General features: G+C 71.7%; 17 protein-coding genes. 12 read left to right on the plus strand and 5 right to left on the minus strand.

Going from position 1 to position 20,119, the window contains the following annotated elements:
• Together ACWGKT_RS34600 and ACWGKT_RS34605 are read right to left on the minus strand one after the other, a co-directional pair.
• Nucleotides 1–197: hypothetical protein (locus tag ACWGKT_RS34600; protein WP_453276760.1), on the minus strand; the 197-nt coding region annotated here is incomplete at its 3' end.
• 363 nt (nt 198–560) lie between these two features.
• Complete coding sequence (locus tag ACWGKT_RS34605) at nt 561–3,167, minus strand: SulP family inorganic anion transporter (RefSeq protein ID WP_453276761.1); 2,607 nt, start codon at nt 3,165–3,167, stop codon at nt 561–563.
• A 339-nt stretch (nt 3,168–3,506) separates the two neighbouring features.
• On the opposite strand from ACWGKT_RS34605, the gene ACWGKT_RS34610 reads away from it, so the two are divergent.
• Nucleotides 3,507–4,772 (plus strand): polysaccharide deacetylase family protein, encoded by a 1,266-nt coding sequence (locus ACWGKT_RS34610; RefSeq protein WP_356150987.1) that lies wholly within the window; start codon nt 3,507–3,509, stop codon nt 4,770–4,772.
• Here the strand turns inward: ACWGKT_RS34610 and ACWGKT_RS34615 are convergent.
• Nucleotides 4,762–5,754, minus strand: coding sequence for an ATP-binding protein (locus ACWGKT_RS34615; protein ID WP_453276762.1), 993 nt, complete (start codon nt 5,752–5,754; stop codon nt 4,762–4,764). The two genes, ACWGKT_RS34610 and ACWGKT_RS34615, sit on opposite strands and share 11 nt — an antisense overlap.
• A gap of 101 nt (nt 5,755–5,855) precedes the next feature.
• Between ACWGKT_RS34615 and ACWGKT_RS34620 the strand changes: the two genes are divergently transcribed.
• Nucleotides 5,856–6,719 carry an oxidoreductase gene (locus tag ACWGKT_RS34620; protein WP_453276763.1) on the plus strand — a complete coding sequence of 288 codons (864 nt, stop codon included), beginning with the start codon at nt 5,856–5,858 and terminating at the stop codon, nt 6,717–6,719.
• 389 nt (nt 6,720–7,108) lie between these two features.
• On the opposite strand, the gene ACWGKT_RS34625 is transcribed toward ACWGKT_RS34620, so the two are convergent.
• A complete protein-coding gene (locus tag ACWGKT_RS34625) occupies nt 7,109–7,942 on the minus strand; it encodes an HAD family hydrolase (RefSeq protein ID WP_356150981.1) in 834 nt (277 codons plus the stop codon).
• Nucleotides 7,943–8,525: 583 nt separating this feature from the next.
• On the opposite strand from ACWGKT_RS34625, the gene ssd reads away from it, so the two are divergent.
• From ssd to ACWGKT_RS34660, 7 genes are all read left to right on the plus strand, one after another.
• Nucleotides 8,526–9,629 carry a septum site-determining protein Ssd gene (gene ssd, locus ACWGKT_RS34630; protein WP_235459258.1) on the plus strand — a complete coding sequence of 368 codons (1,104 nt, stop codon included), beginning with the start codon at nt 8,526–8,528 and terminating at the stop codon, nt 9,627–9,629.
• Nucleotides 9,626–10,882, plus strand: a complete 1,257-nt coding sequence (locus ACWGKT_RS34635) for a TadA family conjugal transfer-associated ATPase (protein ID WP_453276764.1) — start codon at nt 9,626–9,628, stop codon at nt 10,880–10,882. The genes ssd and ACWGKT_RS34635 overlap by 4 nt, the downstream gene beginning before the upstream one ends.
• Before the next feature lie 31 nt (nt 10,883–10,913).
• Complete coding sequence (locus tag ACWGKT_RS34640) at nt 10,914–11,759, plus strand: type II secretion system F family protein (protein ID WP_453276812.1); 846 nt, start codon at nt 10,914–10,916, stop codon at nt 11,757–11,759.
• On the plus strand, nt 11,756–12,541 hold the full coding sequence (locus ACWGKT_RS34645) for a type II secretion system F family protein (protein ID WP_453276765.1): 786 nt from the start codon (nt 11,756–11,758) through the stop codon (nt 12,539–12,541). Before ACWGKT_RS34640 ends, ACWGKT_RS34645 begins: the two co-directional genes overlap by 4 nt.
• Before the next feature lie 200 nt (nt 12,542–12,741).
• On the plus strand, nt 12,742–12,879 hold the full coding sequence (locus tag ACWGKT_RS34650) for a DUF4244 domain-containing protein (protein ID WP_235459271.1): 138 nt from the start codon (nt 12,742–12,744) through the stop codon (nt 12,877–12,879).
• Between the two features lie 22 nt (nt 12,880–12,901).
• Nucleotides 12,902–13,249 (plus strand): TadE family type IV pilus minor pilin, encoded by a 348-nt coding sequence (locus tag ACWGKT_RS34655; RefSeq protein WP_453276766.1) that lies wholly within the window; start codon nt 12,902–12,904, stop codon nt 13,247–13,249.
• Nucleotides 13,246–13,824: an Rv3654c family TadE-like protein gene (locus ACWGKT_RS34660; protein WP_453276767.1), complete on the plus strand. Its 579-nt coding sequence runs from the start codon at nt 13,246–13,248 to the stop codon at nt 13,822–13,824. Before ACWGKT_RS34655 ends, ACWGKT_RS34660 begins: the two co-directional genes overlap by 4 nt.
• On the opposite strand, the gene ACWGKT_RS34665 is transcribed toward ACWGKT_RS34660, so the two are convergent.
• Complete coding sequence (locus tag ACWGKT_RS34665; protein WP_453276768.1) at nt 13,733–16,243, minus strand: DEAD/DEAH box helicase; 2,511 nt, start codon at nt 16,241–16,243, stop codon at nt 13,733–13,735. The genes ACWGKT_RS34660 and ACWGKT_RS34665 overlap by 92 nt on opposite strands.
• 82 nt (nt 16,244–16,325) lie before the next feature.
• On the opposite strand from ACWGKT_RS34665, the gene bldG reads away from it, so the two are divergent.
• The 3 genes from bldG to ACWGKT_RS34680 all read left to right on the plus strand — a co-directional run bounded on the left by bldG (nt 16,326) and on the right by ACWGKT_RS34680 (nt 20,021).
• Entirely contained in the window at nt 16,326–16,667 is a 342-nt protein-coding gene (gene bldG, locus ACWGKT_RS34670) for an anti-sigma factor antagonist BldG (RefSeq protein ID WP_010986038.1), read from the plus strand.
• A 173-nt stretch (nt 16,668–16,840) separates the two neighbouring features.
• Nucleotides 16,841–17,281 (plus strand): ATP-binding protein, encoded by a 441-nt coding sequence (locus ACWGKT_RS34675; RefSeq protein ID WP_453276769.1) that lies wholly within the window; start codon nt 16,841–16,843, stop codon nt 17,279–17,281.
• 334 nt (nt 17,282–17,615) lie between these two features.
• The gene (locus tag ACWGKT_RS34680; protein WP_453276770.1) at nt 17,616–20,021 is read left to right on the plus strand and encodes a sodium-translocating pyrophosphatase; all 2,406 of its coding nucleotides are present in this window, start codon (nt 17,616–17,618) and stop codon (nt 20,019–20,021) included.
• The last annotated feature ends 98 nt before the right edge of the window (nt 20,022–20,119 follow it).

The raw sequence follows: 20,119 nt of genomic DNA on the forward strand, positions 1-20,119 counted from the left end.
GTCAGCCGGCGGGCCTGCTCGGCCCAGAAGCCGAGCCTGTCAGCCTTGGCCTGTTCGTACGCCGCCGCCGTGACGTTGGCGTGCGCGGCCAGCTCAGCGGGCGGCGCGAACCTGCGCTCTTCCTTGAGCAGGTTGGCCAGGCTTTCGTTGCTCACGACATCTCCCTTTCCAAGGGTGTCCGTTGTGTCCCAGGCCACAGCTCATCAGACCCGGGGGTCCCATGACAAGGGCCGACTGGAAATTGGTTTAGACCAGCTCAAGGCTGACGCTACCCCTGTACACGGATGCCGCCCCGGGCCGGGTTCAGCCCGGTGACCACCGAGGTAACGCCCACCCACGAGGAAGGGACACCGGGCGCAAGGAACACCGCCCGGCCGCTCGGCCCACCGCACCCGCACCTTCCCCCAGCTCTGCGGAGAGTTCTACCGGCGGCAGGTGAACGCGGTGCTCCCAATGGTCGGCCCGGCGTGTCGCTGACATGACCGGGCCCGACCGCAGACCTCCGCCGCCATCTCGGCGCGGTCATGCAGGTCGGGCCCGGTCTCGCCCGTCGGGTCCGGTCACGCCGGGCTGGGCAGCTCCTCCGCCCCCGCCACGTGCTCGAACACCGCCTCGCCGCCGATCACCCCGCCGAGCAGATACGCCTGCGCCTCGCCCACGTGGAAGTACATCCCGTGCAGCTCCAGCGCGTCCTCCGCCAGCGCCCGCGCCACGGAGTCATGCGCACGCAGGTGCTCCAGCTGCTGGACCACATTGGTCAGGCAGAGCTGCTCCACCGCGTCGGCGGCCGGCCGCCCGGCCAACCGCGCCCAGGGACGGTCGGCATTGGCCATCCCCTCCAGGCTCGGCATCCCGTGCCGCAGCCACCTCTTGAGCGGTGTCGAAGCATCCCCGGCCCCGGAGTTGAGCAGCGCCTGCATGGCCCCGCACCCGGAGTGCCCGCACACCGTGATGGACCGCACCTTCAGCACGTCCACCGCGTACTCGATCGCGGCCGCCACCGAGTCGTCGCCGCTCTCCTGGCCGGGCAGCGGCACCAGGTTGCCGACGTTGCGGACGACGAACAGGTCGCCGGGACCACTGGAGGTGATCATCGACGTGACGAGCCGCGAGTCGGCGCAGGTGAGGAAGAGCTGGGAGGGCTTCTGCCCTTCCCGTGCCAGCCGCGCCAGCTCGTTCCGCACCAGGGGAGCGGTGTTGCGCTGGAACGCGCTGATGCCGCGCGCGAGTTCGTGCCTGCTGGACATGGACATGGACATGGACATGGGCATGGACATGGGCATGGACGGAGACGTGGGCGTGGACGTGGACCCGACGCCGGAGGGCGAGCCGAAGCCGGAGTCGGTGCCGGGGCCTGGGCCGGTGCCGGCATCGGCCGTTGTTCCTGCCGTGGCGTCGGCACCGTTGCCGGTCTCGGCGTCACCCGGTCCGTCCAGGCGCCAGCTCCCGCGAGGGCTCGGCTGCCCGCCCGTGCCGATACCCGTACCGCTATCCGGTCGACCGCCGGACGGCAACGCGCACTGGTGGTTGCGCCAGGGTGTCCAAGGTCGGCAACGGCATTGGGCGGAGGCCGTGGGCTCGCTGTCCCGGACTCCGGTGCGGCGGCCGGTCAGCTCGGCGGTGCCGCCCTGGCCGGTGTGCGCGTTCTGCCAGTCCTGCAGTGACTCGTACGCCGCGTGGTCCATGAACGAACCGTCCAACTCCACCACGGCGTGGGCGCCTTGGGGTACGAGATGCAGGGTCCGGCTGAGCCGGGGCACCGCGAGGAACGTCAGCTGTCCTCGTACATGTACGTAATGGACTCCCCCCTTCTCTTCGTACGTGATGCGTGTGCGGGCGAGGCGGTGCAGGGCGACGGCGACGGCCACGGCGACCCCGAGCAGCACGCCCTCCAGGACGCCGAGGATCACCACGCCGAGTGTGGTGACGGCGTACACCGGCACCTCTCGGTGGCGGGTCACCGTGCGGATGTGGTGCAGGGACACCATCTGGATGCCGACGGCCATCACCAGAGCGGCGAGCGAGGCGAGCGGGATGAGCTCCAGGAGCGGGACCATCAGCAGTGCGGCGGCTACTACGAAAACGCCGTGCAGCATCGTGGAGTTCCGGCTCAAGGCACCGGATTGCACATTCGCCGAACTCCGCACCGCCACCCCGGCGACGGGCAGCCCGCCCAGCGCGCCGGAGACGATGTTGGCGGCGCCCTGGCCGAGCAGTTCCCGGTCCAGGTCGGAGCGCCCGACGTGGGCGCGCAGGCCGGGGCGGCCGGCGACCATCTTGTCCACGGCGACCGCGCCGAGCAGCGACTGGACACTGCACACCAGCGTGGTCGTGAACACGGCGGCGACGATGCCCAGCACCGGACCCTCGGGCAGTCCCGCCAGGGCATGGCTGCTCCAGGAGGGGAGGTCGACCTTGGGGAGGGTCAGTCCGGCCAGTGAGGCGGTCGCGGTGGCGCCGGCGACGGCGACGAGAGCGGTCGGGACCTTGCGCAGCAGGCTGCCCGCGCGACCGGGCAGCCGGGGCCAGGCCAGCAGCAGGGTGAGGGTCAGCGCGCTCATCGACACGGCGGCGGGATGCAGGTCGGCCAACTGGGCGGGCAGTGCGAGGACGTTGTCGAGGACGGAGCTCTGCGGGGTGCCGCCGAGCACGATGTGCAGCTGGGCGACGGCGATGGTGACGCCGATGCCGGCGAGCATGCCGTGCACGACGGCCGGGCTGACGGCGAGGGCGGAGCGGGCCACGCGCAGGCAGCCCAGGCCCAGTTGGGCGATGCCGGCGAGGACGGTGATGCCGCAGGTCGTCCGCCATCCGTAGCGGTGGATCAGATCGGCGGTGACGACCGTGAGTCCCGCGGCCGGGCCGCTGACCTGGAGCGGGCAGCCGCCGAGCCGTCCGGCGACGAGTCCGCCGACGGCCGCGGCCACGAGTCCGGCCTGGAGCGGGGCGCCCGTGGCGAGGGCGATGCCGAGGGACAGGGGCAGGGCGATCAGGAAGACGGCGATCGACGCGGACAGGTCGGCGCCCGCGACACGGAAGCGGCGCGACGGCGGCGGTGGGCTGTGGGGTGGGTGGGCGCGTCTCGTGCGCGCGGGGTCGGGGGTGTGGACTTCCGTCGTCCGGGCGAGGCCGGGTGTGCGGGGGTGGGTGGATGTGCAGGCTGACATGTTTCCCGTCTCCTCCGGGGCAGCGCGGTCGCGGAACAGGTGGTCCCCCGTCGATGACAGGGGCGGGTCGCGGCCGTGGGTCACGGCGTGCAGCGGCGGGATGAATCAACGCTCGGTAAACGAATCGTAATGCAGAGTAAAGGTCAAGCCTGGATTTTCGGTGCAAATGGTGCAGATATTCACTCCGTGGGGTGAAGCGAGCATTTCATCGGCTTGTCGTATTAATTCCTTCTCGGTCCCGTGCGACCTTGGCGGCGCTGTCGGCACATTCCCGGCACATCACTAGAAAGCACCCTCATCGGCGTTTGCCTGAGAGAAGGAAAGAAGGTGGACGGAAACATGGCCGCCACCCAAAGGATCGCCGCGGGCGCCATGGTCGCCGCGGCCTGTGCCGCGTCGCTCGCCGGTTGTGCGACCGACTCCGAAGGCTCCAAGGAAGGGGCGCCCGGCCCACAGAAGGGAGCCCCGGCACCCAACAGCGTGCTCCGTCTGATCGGCGACGGGTCCACCGCGTACACCGGAGCCCAGCCGCACCTGCCCACACCTGAGCGGCTCAAGCCGGGCGAGAAGCCCCCGCAGTTCGTCGTCTTCTCCTGGGACGGCGCGGGGGAGGACAGCCAGAAGCTGTTCTCCCACTTCCGCAAGGTCGCCAAGGCCAACCACGCCACGATGACGTACTTCCTCAGCGGCGTGTACATGCTGCCGGAGGAGAAGCGCGATCTCTACAGACCGCCGCAGCACTCGCCGGGCCGCTCCGACATCGGCTTCAACAGCGAGCAGGGCATTGCCGACACCGTCAAGCAACTGCGGCTGGCCTGGCTGGAGGGCAACGAGATCGGCACCCATTTCAACGGCCACTTCTGCGGTGCCGACGGCGGTGTCGGCCAGTGGTCGGTGGACGAGTGGAAGGACGAGATCAGCCAGGCCAAGCAGTTCGTGAAGAACTGGAAGACCAACAGCGGCATGACCAAGGCGCCACCGCTGCCCTTCGACTACGACAAGGAGCTCATCGGTGCCCGCACGCCCTGTCTGGAGGGCCAGAAGAACTTCATGAAGGCGGCGAGCGAACTCGGCTTCCGCTACGACACCAGCGGGGTCAACGACCAGGTCTGGCCGAAGAAGAGATACAACCTGTGGGATCTGTCGATGCAGCTCGTGCCCTTCCCCGGGCACACCTACGAGCAGTTGACCATGGACTACAACTTCATGGTCAACCAGTCCGGCACCTCGACCCAGGGCGACCCCGACCAGTACGACTCCTGGGGCGACCAGATGCGGGACGGCCTGGTCAAGGGCTTCTACCGGGCGTACGACGGCAACCGCGCACCCCTGGTCATCGGCAACCACTTCGAGTCCTGGAACGGCGGCACCTACATGCGTGCCATCGACGAGGTCGTCGAGCATGTGTGCAACAAGCCGGAGGTGCGCTGCGTCTCCTTCCGGCAGCTCGCCGACTGGCTGGACGCCCAGGATCCGCAGGTCCTGGCGCGGCTGCGCACCCTGAATGTCGGCGAGGCCCCCAAGCAGGGCTGGGCGTCCTTCCTGTCGGGCCGCTCCGCCCCGGCCCCGAAGGGGGTGCCCGGGGCACCGGCGGTCAGGCAGTAGCCGTCACGCGGGGGCCGGCGTTCTCATCGAGCACGAACCCGGGGTCGACCTGCGCCGCCAGGTCGGCCCCGGTGCGCTCGTTGCCCCACGACTGGGCGTTCTTGAGGTGGAAGTGCACCATCTGGCGGGTGTAGCGCTCCCAGTCGCGCAGCTCGTACGTCGCGTCGGCGGCGACCCGAAGCATGCGCAGGGCGCGGCCGTTGGCCTCCTCCAGCTGATCGAAGCGGGGCGGCCGGCCCTTCTCCATGGCACGCACCCAGGCCGAGTGCCCGACCGTCACGAGCAGGTCGTCACCGACCTCCGCGCGGAGGAAGTCGATGTCGTCCTGGCCCTGCACCTTGTTGCCGACGACCTTCAGGACGACGCCGTAGTCCCGGGCGTACTCCTTGTACTGGCGATAGACGGAGACCCCCTTCCGGGTCGGCTCGGCGACGAGGAACGTGATGTCGAAGCGGGTGAACATGCCGGAGGCGAAGGAGTCCGAACCGGCGGTCATGTCGACCACCACGTACTCGTCGGGGCCGTCGACGAGGTGGTTCAGGAACAGCTCCACCGCTCCCGTCTTGGAGTGGTAGCAGGCGACCCCCAGATCGGCGTCCGTGAAGGGGCCGGTGACCATCAAACGGACGGCGCCGCCGTCGAGTTCCACCGGTCGTGCGCAGGCGTCGTACACCTCGTTGGGCTCGCGCACCCGGACCAGCCGCGAGCCCTCGCCGGGCGGGGTCGTCTTGATCATCGTGGCGGTGGAAGCGATGCGCGGGTTGGAGCCGCGCAGGTAGTCCTTGATCAGGGACAGACGGTCGCCCATCGCGGGCAGCGCGACGGCCTCCCGGTCGTCCAGGCCGAGCGCGGGGCCCAGGTGCTGGTTGATGTCGGCGTCGATGGCCACGACCGGCGCGCCTGCGGCCGCGAGGTGGCGGATGAAGAGGGAGGAGAGCGTGGTCTTGCCACTGCCGCCCTTCCCGACGAAAGCAATTTTCATGTTCACGAAGGGTAGTCGCGTGATTGCATTGCGTGGCAGGCGTACGTGAAGAAGACCACTCCTTCGTGGGGTGGGACCGCCGGGTGCGTAGGGTCGTACTCATGAGTACGACAGGCGCGACCGCCGAGCCTCCCCCAAGCTCTCGAACGAGCTCGAACAGTGGGGACCCCCTCGCGGCCCTGGGCTCGCTGCCCGGTGTGCCCGAGTCCGTGGAGTCCGTGCGCAAGGCCGTGGACCGGGTCTACGGGCACCGCATCATGCGGCGCCGCAGCAACGCGATCACCTCCGAGGCCGCGCTGCGCGGCGCCCGGGGCTCCGCGGCGCTGTCCGGTGCCGACTGGGCCCTGGAGGAGGTGCGCAGGCGCACCGACTTCAGCGGTGACGACGAGGCGCGCGTCGTGGGTGCGGCCCTGCGGCTGGGCGCCGAGGCGGGCCAACTGCTGTCCATCTGGCGGCAGTCGCCCCTGAGGGTGCTGGCCCGGCTGCACCTGGTGGCCGCCGCGAGCGACGCGGACGAGGTCGGCAGGCCCCGGCAGGACGGCGAGCCTGTCGACGAGCCGCTCATCGAGCTGCCGCTGCCCGCCGCGGACGAGGTGTCCGGGCGGCTGGAGGGGCTCTCGCAGCTGATCATCGCGGGGAGTTCCGCGCCCGCGCTGGTGACGGCCGCCGTAGTGCACGGCGAACTGCTGGCGCTGCGCCCCTTCACCTCCCACAACGGCCTGGTCGCGCGCGCGGCCGAGCGGATCGTCCTGATCGGCAGCGGTCTGGACCCGAAGTCGGTCTGCCCGGCCGAGGTGGGGCACGCCGAACTGGGTCGCGCGGCCTACCTGGCGGCCCTGGACGGCTATGTCTCCGGGACCCCGGAGGGCATGGCGGCCTGGATCGCCCACTGCGGCAGGGCGGTCGAGCTGGGCGCGCGCGAGTCCACTGCGGTGTGCGAGGCGCTGCAGCGCGGGGCCGCATAGGGCCGGACGGGCGCCTGGAGAAGCCGGGAAAAGGGTTGCGGCGGTACGAGTGCTCGTACCGCCGCTGGCATGCTCACCGGGTTACCAAGCGTCCTCGATGTGTCGCCCATCAGGCCGGGGACTTTGCCCGTCACCTGGTGTGGCTGGCCCGTAATCGACGGGTCGACGTCGCGTGGGTGCTCGGTGTTCATGCTCGGTCCGTGGGGCCAAATGCGTTTTAAAGGTGATCCTCTCGGATGTCCTTCGGTCTCGCGGGCCGTTGAGTCCTTTGTACTGCAAGCCAGGAGCAAGCGGAAGTGGCGTCCGTAGTTCTTTACTTTTAGGTTCAAACAGGAGTTAAACGGGCGCCGATATGCCGAACGGGATCAGGGTGGCGGCCGAAGGCCAGGTCAGGCGGCCGAGCTCCGGCGCCGGCTGGCGTACCAGACGAGGCCCGCGGTGGCCGCGGCGGCGCCTATGGCCGCCATCGCGACCAGGGCCGGGCGCGGCGGCACGGAGAGCGTGGGCAGCCGCTGCTTGAGCCGCACCGGGCGGTGGAAGTCCAGAATCGGCCACCCACGCGCGAGTGCCTCGCGGCGCAGCGCGCGGTCCGGGTTCACGGCGTGCGGATTGCCGACGGTCCGCAGCATGGGCAGGTCGGTGGCCGAGTCGCTGTAGGCGTAGCAGCGGTCGAGGTCGTAGCCCTCGGACGCGGCCAGCTCCTTGATCGCCTCGGCCTTGGTCGGGCCGTACGCGTAGTACTCCACCTCTCCGGTGAAGCAGCCGTCCTCGCCCACGATCATGCGGGTGGCCACCACGCGGTCCGCGCCGAGCAGCTCGCCGATCGGCTCGACCACCTCGGCGCCCGAGGTGGACACGATCACCACGTCGCGTCCGGCCTTGTGGTGCTCCTCGATGAGGGAGGCGGCCTCGTCGTAGATGATCGGGTCGATCAGATCGTGCAGCGTCTCGGCGACGATCTCCTTCACCTGTTGGACGTTCCAGCCGCGGCACAGCGAGGACAGGTACTCGCGCATGCGCTCCATCTGGTCGTGGTCCAGGCCGCCGACCAGGAACACGAACTGGGCATAGGCGGTACGCAGTGCGGCCCTGCGGTTGATCAGTCCGCCTTGGTAGAACGACTTGCTGAACGTGAGCGTGCTCGACTTCGCAATGACCGTCTTGTCCAGGTCAAAGAAGGCGGCTGTGCGGGGCAAGGAGTGGTTATCCACGACGCAGAGCATAGGCGCCCACCATTCGGCGTAAGGTGGGGCGCGTGGGTTTGCCTGAGAGGGCTCTCGGGTACACCATGGAAGTCACGGATCGTTCGCGACCGTGCTAACCCGGTCCGACTCCTCCCCCCCCGAGTCGGCCGTGGGGACGACCCCCGCTCTCCCCCCCGGCGGGGGTCGTCGCATGTCCGGGTGGGTTTTCTCGTTCTTCATGCGGCCGCGAGGCTTCCGCGAGGCGACTTCGGTCGCCTTTTCTGCATGCTCATGATTGGTCACACTGTGTAGTTGTAGGACTGCTCTGCGGCAGTCCCGCGAAGGTCGGTGAGGGGCTCACCGGTATGGGTGACAGCGATATTCACATTCGCTGAGTTGTCCACAGTTTTCGACCAAGATCCACACGATTTCCGGGTTCGTCGCACCGTGATTCCTGCGCGCTCCGCTCGCCGCGAGTTCATGGCCGGTTCCGTTTGTCGGCGCGCGTATGGCCGGTTCGTATCGGCCGTTCATATGGAGGCCGGTTGCCGGTTCTTCACACCTTTGGGAATCGCGTGGCCGCAGAGAGCCGCGCGGGAGATGCAGCGAAGGGGGAGCACACGTGGCTGGAACTGTCACCCACGATCCGCCGCCCGTCACCGGAGGGCGGCCGGGCCGGCCGCTGATCGTCACCGAGGACGCCGAACTCCTCGACGACCTGCTGCGCCTGTGCGCGGCGGCCGGCGCCACACCCGAGGTCCACCACGGGGTACCGGAACACAGAGGCGGCTGGGAGGCGGCGCCGCTGGTCCTGGTCGGCGACGACGCGGCGCGGCGGGTGCGCGGGGCCGCGCGCCGACGGGGAGTGGTGCTGGTCGGCCGTGACCAGGACGACTCCGGAGTGTGGAAACGGGCCGTCCAGATCGGCGCCGACCACGTCCTGATGCTGCCCGACGGCGAACAGTGGCTCGTCGACCGCATCGCCGACGTCGCCGAGGGCGTCGGCCGCCCGGCCCTCACCGTCGGCGTCATCGGCGGCCGCGGCGGGGCCGGAGCGTCCACGCTCGCCTGCGCGCTCGCCGTCACCTCCGCGCGCGAGGGCCTGCGCACCCTGCTCGTGGACGCGGATCCGCTCGGCGGCGGACTCGACGTACTCCTCGGCGGCGAGACGGCCGAGGGACTGCGCTGGCCTGCCTTCGCCGCCTCGCGCGGCCGGGTCGGCGGCGGCGCACTGGAGGAGTCCCTGCCCGAGCTGCACTCCCTGCGGGTGCTCAGCTGGGACCGCGGCGACTGCGTCGCCATCCCGCCCCAGGCGGTGCGGGCGGTGCTGGCCGCCGCTCGGCGGCGCGGCGGCACGGTCGTCGTCGACCTGCCCAGGCGGCTCGACGACGGCGTCGCCGAGACCCTCGCCCAACTCGACCTCGCCCTCCTCGTGGTCCCCGCCGAACTGCGCGCCGTCGCGGCGGCCGGACGGGTGGCCTCTGCGGTCGGCATGGTCCTGCGCGATCTACGGGTGGCGGTACGGGGGCCGTACGCACCCGGTCTTGACGACCGCGAGGTGGCCCGGCTGCTCGGTCTGCCGCTGGCCGGAGAGGTGCCCGTCGAGTCCGGACTGCTGCGCCCGCACGAGAGCCGGAAACCGCCCGGCGTGACCGGCCGCGGACCGCTGGCCCGGTTCTGCAAGGGCTTCTGGGAGCGGACGCTCGTGGAAGCGGGTGGCGTATGAGGACGCTTCCCGGACTCGACCCGGCGGACGGCCCGGAACTGCTCGACGGCGTGCGGCGGTGGCTGGCCGAGAGCGGCGCCGAACCGACACCCGCGCGCGTGGCACAGGCGCTGCGCGAACAGGGGCGGGTGCTCGGCGACGCCGAAGTCCTCGGCGCGGCGGCCCGGTTGCGGTCCGAACTCGTCGGCAGCGGACCCTTGGAGCCGCTGCTCGCCGACCCCTCGGTCACCGACGTCCTGGTGTCGGCACCCGACCGGGTGTGGGTGGACCGAGGCGGGGGCCTGGAGCTGACGCGGGTGACCTTTCCCGACGCGGCGGCCGTACGACGCCTCGCGCAGCGTCTGGCCGCGGTGGCCGGACGCCGGCTGGACGACGCGCGCCCCTGGGCGGACGCCCGGCTGCCCGACGGGACCCGGCTGCACGCCGTGCTGCCCCCGGTGGCCGTCGGCTGCACCTGTCTGTCCCTGCGGGTCGTACGGCCCCGGGCGTTCACGCTCGACGAACTGGTGGCGGCGGGCACCGTGCCGCCCGATGGCGACCGCGTCCTGCGGGCGTTGCTGCGGGCGCGGCTGTCGTTCCTCATCAGCGGGGGCACCGGCAGCGGCAAGACGACGCTGCTGAGCGCGCTGCTCGGGCTGGTCGGAGCGGGGGAGCGGATCGTCCTGGCCGAGGACTCGGCGGAGCTGCGGCCGGACCACCCGCACGTCGTACGGCTGGAGACCAGACCTGCCAACCAGGAGGGCGCCGGTCTCGTCACGTTGGAGGACCTGGTCCGGCAGGCGCTGCGGATGCGGCCCGACCGGCTCGTCGTGGGCGAGGTGCGCGGACCCGAGGTCGTGCATCTGCTGGCCGCGCTCAACACCGGCCACGAGGGCGGGTGCGGCACCGTGCACGCCAACGCCGCCGCGGACGTACCGGCCCGCCTGGAGGCCCTGGGGACGGCCGCCGGACTCGACCGGGCGGCGCTGCACAGCCAGTTGGCGGCGGCCCTGTCGGTGGTGCTGCATCTCGTGCGCGACCGGACCGGCCGGCGGCGGATCGCCGAGGTGCATGTGCTGGAGCGGGATCCCACGGGGCTGGTGCGGACGGTTCCGGCGCTGCGCTGGGGCGTGGGGGCGTTCGTGGCGGAGCGGGGGTGGGAGCGATTGCGGGCGCTGCTGCGCGGCGAGGCGGCAACGCTCGGCCAGGAGGTCGGCGGCGAGCGGAGAGATGGAAGTGACGGAAGTGGCGAGCGAGACGGGCGAGATGGGTGACGTGGTGGGCGATGTGACGGGCGAGCTGTCGATGGGTGCCGCCCTGGCGTGCGTCGGCGCGGCGGTCTGGCTGACCGGCGGGCGGCACTACGGGGCGCGACGGGCGCGACTGCTGTTCGCCGGCGGCGGGGCGGTGGGGACGGGGCCGCCCTCGTGGGACCGCTCCCTGGACGAACTGCGGCACCTGCGAGGCCGGTTGCGGGCCGAATGGTGGGCCGTGGCCGCGGGGCTGGCGCTGGCGCTGCTGGGCGCCTCGGTGATTCCGGTCGTCGCGGGGGCGGCCGGGGTGCCGGTGCTGCGGCGGGTGCGGCTGGCCAGGGAGGCGCGGCGGGCACGGGAGCGGCGCGGGGACGCGGTGATCGCGTTGTGCGGGGCGCTCGCCGGGGAGGTGCGCGCCGGACGGCAGCCGGGCGAGGCGCTGCTGCGGGCCGCCCGGGACTCCGGCGGGCTCGGCGAGGCGCAGGCGACGGTGCTCGCGGCGGCCCGCTTCGGTGGGGACGTGCCGGGCGCGCTCGCCACGGCGGCCCGGCAGCCGGGCGCCGAGGGCTTGTTGGGGCTCGCCGCGTGCTGGCGGGTCGCCGTGGACCAGGGAGCCGGGCTCGCGGCCGGACTCGACCGGCTCGACGGGGCCCTGCGGGCCGAGCGGGACCAACGGGCCGACCTGCGGGCACAGTTGGCGGGCGCGCGGGCGACGGCGGTGATGCTCGCGGCGCTGCCCGCCCTGGGCCTCCTCCTCGGTACGGCCATGGGTGCCCACCCCCTGCGCGTGCTGCTGCACACCGGTGCGGGCCTGGGCTGCCTGGTGGTCGGCGGAGTGTTCGAGGCCGCCGGGATGTGGTGGGCGGCGCGGATCGTGCGGGGAGCGGAGGCGGCATGAGCGCGGAAGTTTTCCACAGGCTGGGGATGGCCGCCGCGGCGGTACTGATCCTCGGCTGGCTGCTGCGCCGGCTGGAGGCGGGGCGGGGCGAGCGCCGGATACGGCGACGGCTGACCGAACTGCTGGCCCGGGAGGCGGCCGCCGCCGGACCGTCCTTCGAGGTGTGGGGTGCCGTCGGGCGGTGGTTGCCGGTGGCCGGAGTGGTGGGGGCCGGCTGGGTGCTGGTCGGCGGGGCCACGGGAGTCGCGGTGGGCGTGGGCGCCGCCGTGGGGCTGTGGCGATGGCGGCGCCTGCAGGGGCAGGCGGGCCCGGCGGAGGAGTACGACGCCGCTCAGGCCGCCCGCCAACTCCCGCTCGCCGCCGACCTCCTGGCGGCCTGCATCGCGGCCGGGGCCGGGCCGGTGATCGCCGCCCAGGCCGTCGGTGAGGCCCTCGCGGGGCCCGTGGGGGAAGGTCTGGCGCGGGGTGCGGCGGAGGTGCGGCTCGGCGGCGAACCGGCGGACGCGTGGCGGCGGTTGGCAGCCATGCCGGGTGCCGGCGCCCTGGCGCGGCTGTTGGAGCGGGCCGACGAGTCCGGGCTCCCCGCGGCCGGACCGGTCGCCCGGCTCGCCGCGGACGCCCGCGCGGACTGGGCGCGCACCGCGACGGCGCGGGCCCGCCGGGCGGCCGTCATGGTCACCGCGCCGGTGGGCCTGTGCTTCCTGCCCGCCTTCATCGCGGTCGGCGTGCTGCCCGTGGTGATCGGGCTCGCGGGCGGGGTGGTGGGAGGGGGTGGTGGATGACGGCGGTGACCGGCGGACGTGAGTGAGCAACAAGTCGCACAGTCGAGGGAGTTGAAATGGCCAAGAAGTCCGGGAAGTCGGAGAACGCCGAGAACACCGAGAAGATCCAGCAGGCCGAGATGCCGGGGAAAGTCGAGGAGGTCGAGAAGGCCGCGAAGGCGCGGGCCTGGTGGCGGACACTGCGGGTGCGGGACGCCGGGATGGTCACGTCGGAGTACGCGATGGGGATCGTCGCGGCGGTCGGATTCGCGTTGCTCCTCTACGAGGTCGTGACGAGCGGGCAGGTCCGGTCCGAGCTGCAGGCCATCGTGAAACGAGCCCTCAGTGCGCGGATGTGAGCGGGCCGGGGACCGGGGGTTCGTGACGGCCGAGGCGGCGGTGGCGCTGCCCGTGCTCGTGGCGTTCACGATGGCGCTGGTCTGGGGGCTGCTCGCGGTGGCGGCCCGGATCCAGTGCGTGGACGCGGCGCGCACGGGCGCCCGGGCCGCGGCGCGCCAGGATCCGGCCGAGTCGGTGGTGGCCGTCACCCGTGCGGCGGCACCCGACGGGGCGAACGTCACGGTGGCCGACGAGGGGGACCAGGTGCGGGTGACGGTCGTGGCGAAGCCGCCCCTGCTGCCGGGCCTGCCGTTCGAGGTGCGGGAGGAGGCCGTGGCGGCCACGGAGGACACGGTGGGGACGAGGCCGATGGGGGAGGAGGGGCCGTGAGCCGCGGTTCGTCGGGCGGCGCCGGGGGCGGGGTCCGGGGCCGCCTCCGGGGTCGGCTTCGGGGCCGGTTCTCGGATCGTGGGTCCGCCACCGTCTGGAGTGTCGGTGCCATCGCCGTGCTGTGCGTGGTGTTCGGTGTCGTACTCGCGCTGGGGCAGGCCGTCGTGGTCCGGCACCGGGCGGCGGGCGCTGCGGATCTCGCGGCGCTCGCGGCGGCGGACCACTGGGCCGAGGGCACCACGGGGGCCTGCGCCCGCGCGGAGCGGGTCGCGGGGGCCCAGGGCACCCGGCTGGTGCGGTGCGCGATCGTGGGCGACATCTCGGACGTGACGGCGGCGTCGGGGCGGGGGCCGTTCGCGGCGGAGGTCAGGGCACGGGCGGGCCCGGCCGGCTCGCCTCAGCCGGACCGACCGATACGTCGCTCGGACCCCCTGCTGGCTTCGCCGGGCCCCCTCGCCACTCCAATGGACCCGTCGCCGGCTCCTAAGCGGTCCGGCCCTGCGCCGGCTCCTCCGGCGGCCCTTCCTCCCGCTCCTGGCGCTTCTCCTCCGGCGCCCCCCGCAGCAGCACCGTGAGCAGGCGTACGGCGCCCCGCTTGTGCAGGGGATCGTTGCCGTTGCCGCACTTGGGGGACTGGATGCAGGACGGGCAGCCGGCGTCGCACTCGCAGGAGGCGATGGCCTCGCGGGTGGCGACGAGCCAGTCGCGGGCGGTGTGGAAGGCGCGTTCCGCGAAGCCCGCGCCGCCCGGGTGGCCGTCGTACACGAAGACCGTCGGCAGGAGCGTGTCGGGGTGCAGCGGGACCGACACGCCGCCGATGTCCCAGCGGTCGCAGGTGGCGAACAGCGGCAGCATGCCGATGGAGGCGTGCTCGGCGGCGTGCAGGGCGCCGCCGAGGATCTCCGGGCCGATCCGGGCCTCGTCCAGCTGGTCCTCGGTGACCGTCCACCACACCGCGCGCGTGCGCAGCGTACGAGGAGGGAGGTCGAGTTTCGTCTCGCCCAGCACTTCGCCGGTGATGAGGCGTCTGCGGAGGAAGGAGACCACCTGGTTGGTGACCTCCACCGAGCCGTAGCACAGGCGGCCCGCACCCCAGGGGACCTCGACGTCCGTCTCCAGGACGGAGACCGACGTCGTGTCGCGGGCGACCGTCGAGTACGGCGGGTCCGCCTGCTCGACCAGGGCGACGGAGTCCTCCAGGTCCAGGGAGCGCACCAGGTAGGTGCGGCCCTGGTGCAGGTGCACGGCGCCCTCGTGGACCGTGGAGTGCGCGGCGCTCGCGTCCACCGTGCCCAGCAGGCGCCCCGTCCCCTCCTCGACGACCTGCACCGGCCGGCCGCCCTCGCCGCGTATGTCGGTCAGGTCGGCGGCACGCTCGCGGCGTGTCCAGTGCCAGGCCTTGGTACGGCGGCGCAGCAGCTTCGCGGCCTCCAGCTGCGGCAGCAGCTCCGCGCAGGCGGGGCCGAACAGGTCCAGGTCGTCGTCGGTCAGCGGGATCTCCGCGGCGGCCGCGCACAGGTGCGGGGCCAGGACGTACGGGTTGTCGGGGTCGAGGACCGTCGATTCCACCGGTTGGTCGAACAGGGCCTCGGGATGGTGGACGAGGAAGGTGTCCAGCGGGTCGTCGCGGGCGATCAGGACGGCCAGGGCGCCCTGGCCGGAGCGGCCCGCCCGGCCGGCCTGCTGCCACAGGGAGGCGCGGGTGCCGGGGTACCCAGCGATCAGCACGGCGTCCAGGCCGGAGACGTCCACGCCGAGCTCCAGCGCCGTCGTCGCGGCCAGGCCGAGGAGCTCACCTGAGTGGAGGGCGCGCTCCAGGGCGCGGCGCTCCTCGGGGAGGTAACCGCCGCGGTAGGCCGCGACACGCCGGGCCAGGGAGCGGTCCACCTCGGCCAGGCGCTCCTGGGCGATCACCGAGATCAGCTCGGCGCCGCGCCGGGAGCGGACGAAGGCGACAGAGCGCACGCCCTGCACGGTGAGGTCGGTCAGCAGGTCGGCGGTCTCTGCCGTGGCCGTACGCCGGACGGGTGCACCCTTCTCGCCGTGCAGCTCGGTGAGCGGGGGCTCCCAGAGGGCGAACACCAGCTCCCCGCGCGGGGAGGCGTCGTCGGCGACCTCGACGACCGGTAGGCCGGTGAGGCGGCGGGCGGCCACGGACGGCTCCGCGGCCGTCGCGGAGGCCAGCAGGAACACCGGCGAGGCGCCGTAGCGGGCGCACAGGCGACGCAGGCGGCGCAGGACCTGGGCGACGTGGGAGCCGAAGACGCCCCGGTAGGTGTGGCACTCGTCGATCACGACGTACTTGAGCGCCTTGAGGAAGGAGGACCAGCGGGGGTGGGAAGGCAGTATGCCGCGGTGCAGCATGTCCGGGTTGGTGAGGACGTAGTTGGCGTACTGGCGGACCCACTCGCGTTCCTCGAACGGGGTGTCGCCGTCGTACACGGCCGGGCGTACGGCGGTGCCCAGAGGTTGTGAAAGTTCTTTCACCGAGCGGCACTGGTCGGCGGCGAGGGCCTTGGTGGGGGCCAGGTAGAGGGCGGTGGCGCCGCGTCCGTTCGGGGCCTCGGAGCCGTCCAGCAGGGTCGACAGGACGGGGACGAGGTACGCCAGGGACTTGCCGGACGCCGTGCCCGTGGCGACGACCACCGAATCGCCGTCCAGGGCGTGCTCGGCGGCGAGCGCCTGGTGGGCCCAGGGGAGTTCGATTCCGCAGGCCTGGACCGCCGCGATCACTTCCGGGCGAATCCGGTCTGGCCAGATGGCATGCCGACCCGCCCTCGGGGGCAAGTGCTCCGTATGAGTGATGCGCGAAGCCCGGCTCGGTCCCGAGGCGAGCCGGTCCAGGACGGTGCCCGGAGTGAAGCGGGATGCGGGGTCCGTCGGGGTTCGATCGGATCGGTGATTCTCGGCCATCGGACCCGAGTCTGTCACCGGCGTGACGGACAATGGAGCCAAGGCGTCGTGCACGCCTGCCGGTAAGTGATTGAATGCCATCGCGGCTGGCGAACTGCCCCGGGGGCCGCAAGCCGAGGTGTCCCGAGGGGCGACCGCTCGATAGCAAGGTGCTGGAGGATCCGTGGACCTGTCCCTGTCGACCCGTACCGTCGGCGATCGTACGGTCGTCGAGGTCGGTGGCGAAATCGACGTATATACCGCGCCCAAGTTGCGCGAGCAGCTGGTCGAGCTGGTGAACGACGGGAATTTCCATCTCGTCGTCGACATGGAGGGCGTGGACTTCCTCGACTCCACCGGGCTCGGCGTGCTGGTCGGTGGCCTGAAGCGCGTGCGCGCCCATGAGGGCTCGCTCCGCCTGGTCTGCAACCAGGAGCGCATTCTCAAGATCTTCCGCATCACCGGCCTCACCAAGGTGTTCCCGATTCACACCTCGGTCGAGGAAGCGGTAGCGGCCACCGACTGACCCCGGGCCGCCGACTCTCCCGGGCCGCCGATCGGCCCGAGGGTGTCGGCGCGCCTCGCCCTGGCCCGTTCGCCCGGGGCGGAAGAAGTTCATCAGGGGGTCCGGGCTTTCGGCGGCCCGGCCCCCGACCGCACGCCCGTAGTACCGCACGCCCGTAGTTCCGAGGGGGATGCATGGCCACCGTTGAACTCCGCTTCAGCGCGTTGCCCGAACATGTCCGGACCGCCCGACTGGTGGCGGCAGCGGTGGCGCGCAGGGCCGGAGTGGACGAGGCCGTACTCGACGAGGTCCGGCTCGCCGTCGGTGAGGCGTGCTCCCGTGCCGTCGGACTGCATCAGAGCGTCGGCATCACCTCACCGGTGAGGGTGGCGCTGATCGAAGAGGAGAAGCAGTTCTCCATCGAGGTCGGCGACGAGGCGCCGCGCTCGGCCCCGGGTGACCGGGCGCCCGGCGGAGCCTCGGAGGGCGCGGACGCGGAGGCCGAGGAGGACGAGATGGGCCTCGCGGTCATCAGCGGCCTCGTCGACGACGTGGAGGTCACCGCCGGCGAGCACGGTGGACTGATCCGCATGACCTGGCCGACGACGCCGCCCGCGGCGGTGCCGGTCCCCTGATCCGGACCGCTGCGTACAGCGACTTTCCTCCCGAAGGGCCCTACACCGTAGGGCCCTTCGGCATGTACGGGTGCGGGCGCCCGGGCCTGTCGTCACCCGGTCGGCCGTGCCGCGTCCCCCAATTCGTGAATCTATTCACGATCAATAGCGCGATAATGGATCAAGCGTCAACGCTTTTAGGGCATTACCACTTTCGGGTTCCTTGCTCGGCCGACGATCATTTGCTCAAAGGCGGATGCAGGCCAATTCCGTTTACCGCGCTCTGTTTTGATCAGGTTCCGGTACCTAGAATCCGTCCACATCTTGAGCTCAGTCCAAGCGTCAAGGAGGACGAATGGCGGGGCTTTCTACCCCTCATCAGTTGGGCCACCCCACAACCTTCGCAGCAGCAGTCCTGACGGACGACAACCGCGTCCTGGTGGCAGTCATCGCGGTCGTCGCCCTGGCGGCGCTCGCGGTCGCCGGAGTCCTGGTGCGCCAGGTGCTCGCGGCCGGCGAGGGCACCGACAGCATGAAGAAGATCGCGGCGGCGGTCCAGGAAGGCGCGAACGCCTATCTGGCCCGGCAGTTGCGCACCCTCGGCGTATTCGCCGTCCTGGTGTTCTTCCTGCTCATGCTGCTGCCCGCGGACGACTGGAATCAGCGCGCCGGCCGATCGGTGTTCTTCCTGATCGGTGCCGCGTTCTCGGCGGCCACCGGCTATATCGGCATGTGGCTCGCCGTGCGCAGCAATGTGCGCGTCGCCGCGGCGGCCCGCGAGGCCACCCCGGCGGAAGGCGAGCCGGCAAAGGATCTCACCGAGGTCTCGCACAAAGCCATGAAGATCGCTTTCCGTACGGGTGGCGTCGTCGGCATGTTCACGGTGGGGCTCGGCCTGCTGGGCGCCTCCTGTGTGGTGCTGGTGTACGCGGCCGACGCACCGAAGGTGCTCGAAGGCTTCGGCCTCGGGGCCGCCCTGATCGCCATGTTCATGCGTGTCGGCGGCGGCATCTTCACCAAGGCCGCCGACGTCGGCGCCGACCTGGTCGGCAAGGTCGAGCAGGGCATTCCGGAGGACGATCCGCGTAATGCCGCGACCATCGCCGACAACGTGGGCGACAACGTCGGCGACTGCGCCGGTATGGCGGCCGACCTCTTCGAGTCGTACGCCGTGACCCTGGTCGCCGCGCTGATCCTCGGCAAGGTGGCGTTCGGCGACTCCGGGCTCGCCTTCCCGCTGCTGGTGCCCGCGATCGGCGTGATCACGGCCATGATCGGCATCTTCGCGGTCGCCCCGCGTCGCTCCGACCGCAGTGGCATGACCGCGATCAACCGCGGCTTCTTCATCTCCGCGGTGATCTCACTGGCGCTGGTCGCCGTGGCCGTCTTCGTCTATCTGCCCAGCAGCTACGCGGACCTCGACGGCGTCACCGACGCGGCGATCCACGGCAAGGACGGCGACCCGCGGATCCTCGCGGTGGTCGCGGTGGCGATCGGCATCCTGCTCGCCGCCGTGATCCAGCAGTTGACCGGCTACTTCACCGAGACCAACCGACGCCCGGTCCGGGACATCGGCAAGACCTCGCTGACCGGTCCGGCCACCGTCGTGCTCGCCGGCGTCTCGCTGGGTCTCGAATCGGCCGTCTACACGGCCCTGTTGATCGGCGTGTCCGTCTACGGGGCGTTCCTGCTCGGCGGTACGTCCATCATGCTGGCTCTGTTCGCGGTCGCGCTGGCCGGCACCGGTCTGCTCACCACGGTCGGTGTCATCGTCGCCATGGACACCTTCGGGCCGGTCTCCGACAACGCGCAGGGCATCGCCGAGATGTCCGGCGACGTCGAGGGCGCGGGCGCGCAGGTGCTCACCAACCTGGACGCCGTCGGCAACACGACCAAGGCCATCACCAAGGGCATCGCCATCGCCACGGCCGTGCTGGCGGCGTCGGCGCTCTTCGGGTCGTACCGCGACGCGATCACCACGAACGTGCAGGACGTGGGCGCGAAGCTGACCGGACCGGGGGCACCGCTGAGCCTGTCGCTGGACATCTCGCAGCCCAACAACCTGGTCGGCCTCATCGCGGGGGCGGCGGTCGTCTTCCTCTTCTCGGGGCTGGCGATCAACGCAGTGTCGCGGTCGGCCGGTTCGGTGGTCTACGAGGTGCGGCGGCAGTTCCGTGAGAAGCCCGGGATCATGAACTACACGGAGACGCCGGAGTACGGCAAGGTCGTCGACATCTGCACCAAGGACGCCCTCAGGGAGCTGGCGACGCCCGGCCTCCTGGCCGTCATGGCCCCGATCTTCATCGGGTTCACGCTCGGCGTCGGCGCGCTCGGCTCCTACCTCGCCGGCGCGATCGGCGCGGGCACGCTGATGGCGGTGTTCCTCGCCAACTCCGGTGGTGCCTGGGACAACGCCAAGAAGCTCGTCGAGGACGGGCACCACGGCGGCAAGGGCAGCGAGGCCCACGCGGCGACGGTGATCGGTGACACGATCGGTGACCCGTTCAAGGACACCGCCGGTCCGGCGATCAACCCGCTGCTGAAGGTCATGAACCTGGTGTCGCTGCTCATCGCGCCCGCGGTCATCAAGTTCTCCTACGGCGACGACAAGAACCTCGGCGTACGGATCGCGATCGCGGTCCTCGCGCTGATGGTCATCGTCGGCGCGGTCTACGTCTCCAAGCGGCGCGGGATCGCCGTGGGCGACGAGGACAGTGCCGACCGGGTGGCCAAGTCGGCCGATCCCGCGGTGGTTTCGTAGGCGGTCTTACGGAGGACTGTCCAACGGGCGGGCGGACGGGGCGTAGTGACGCACCCTACGCCCCCTCCCTGTGTGGGCACGCCGGTGCGGGCGGGCGT

Source organism: Streptomyces sp. NPDC054794, from assembly GCF_053611585.1.

Coding starts and splice junctions, on each gene's coding strand:
- ACWGKT_RS34640 (WP_453276812.1), top strand. CDS start 10,914: ATGGGTGCCGCCCTGGCGTGCGTCGGCGCGGCGGTCTGGCTGACCGGC.
- ACWGKT_RS34615 (WP_453276762.1), bottom strand. CDS start 5,754: ATGAAAATTGCTTTCGTCGGGAAGGGCGGCAGTGGCAAGACCACGCTC.
- ACWGKT_RS34645 (WP_453276765.1), top strand. CDS start 11,756: ATGAGCGCGGAAGTTTTCCACAGGCTGGGGATGGCCGCCGCGGCGGTA.
- ACWGKT_RS34620 (WP_453276763.1), top strand. CDS start 5,856: ATGAGTACGACAGGCGCGACCGCCGAGCCTCCCCCAAGCTCTCGAACG.
- ACWGKT_RS34665 (WP_453276768.1), bottom strand. CDS start 16,243: ATGGCATTCAATCACTTACCGGCAGGCGTGCACGACGCCTTGGCTCCA.
- ACWGKT_RS34650 (WP_235459271.1), top strand. CDS start 12,742: ATGGTCACGTCGGAGTACGCGATGGGGATCGTCGCGGCGGTCGGATTC.
- ACWGKT_RS34625 (WP_356150981.1), bottom strand. CDS start 7,942: ATGCTCTGCGTCGTGGATAACCACTCCTTGCCCCGCACAGCCGCCTTC.
- ACWGKT_RS34610 (WP_356150987.1), top strand. CDS start 3,507: ATGGCCGCCACCCAAAGGATCGCCGCGGGCGCCATGGTCGCCGCGGCC.
- ACWGKT_RS34675 (WP_453276769.1), top strand. CDS start 16,841: ATGGCCACCGTTGAACTCCGCTTCAGCGCGTTGCCCGAACATGTCCGG.
- ACWGKT_RS34680 (WP_453276770.1), top strand. CDS start 17,616: ATGGCGGGGCTTTCTACCCCTCATCAGTTGGGCCACCCCACAACCTTC.
- ACWGKT_RS34605 (WP_453276761.1), bottom strand. CDS start 3,167: ATGTCAGCCTGCACATCCACCCACCCCCGCACACCCGGCCTCGCCCGG.
- ACWGKT_RS34635 (WP_453276764.1), top strand. CDS start 9,626: ATGAGGACGCTTCCCGGACTCGACCCGGCGGACGGCCCGGAACTGCTC.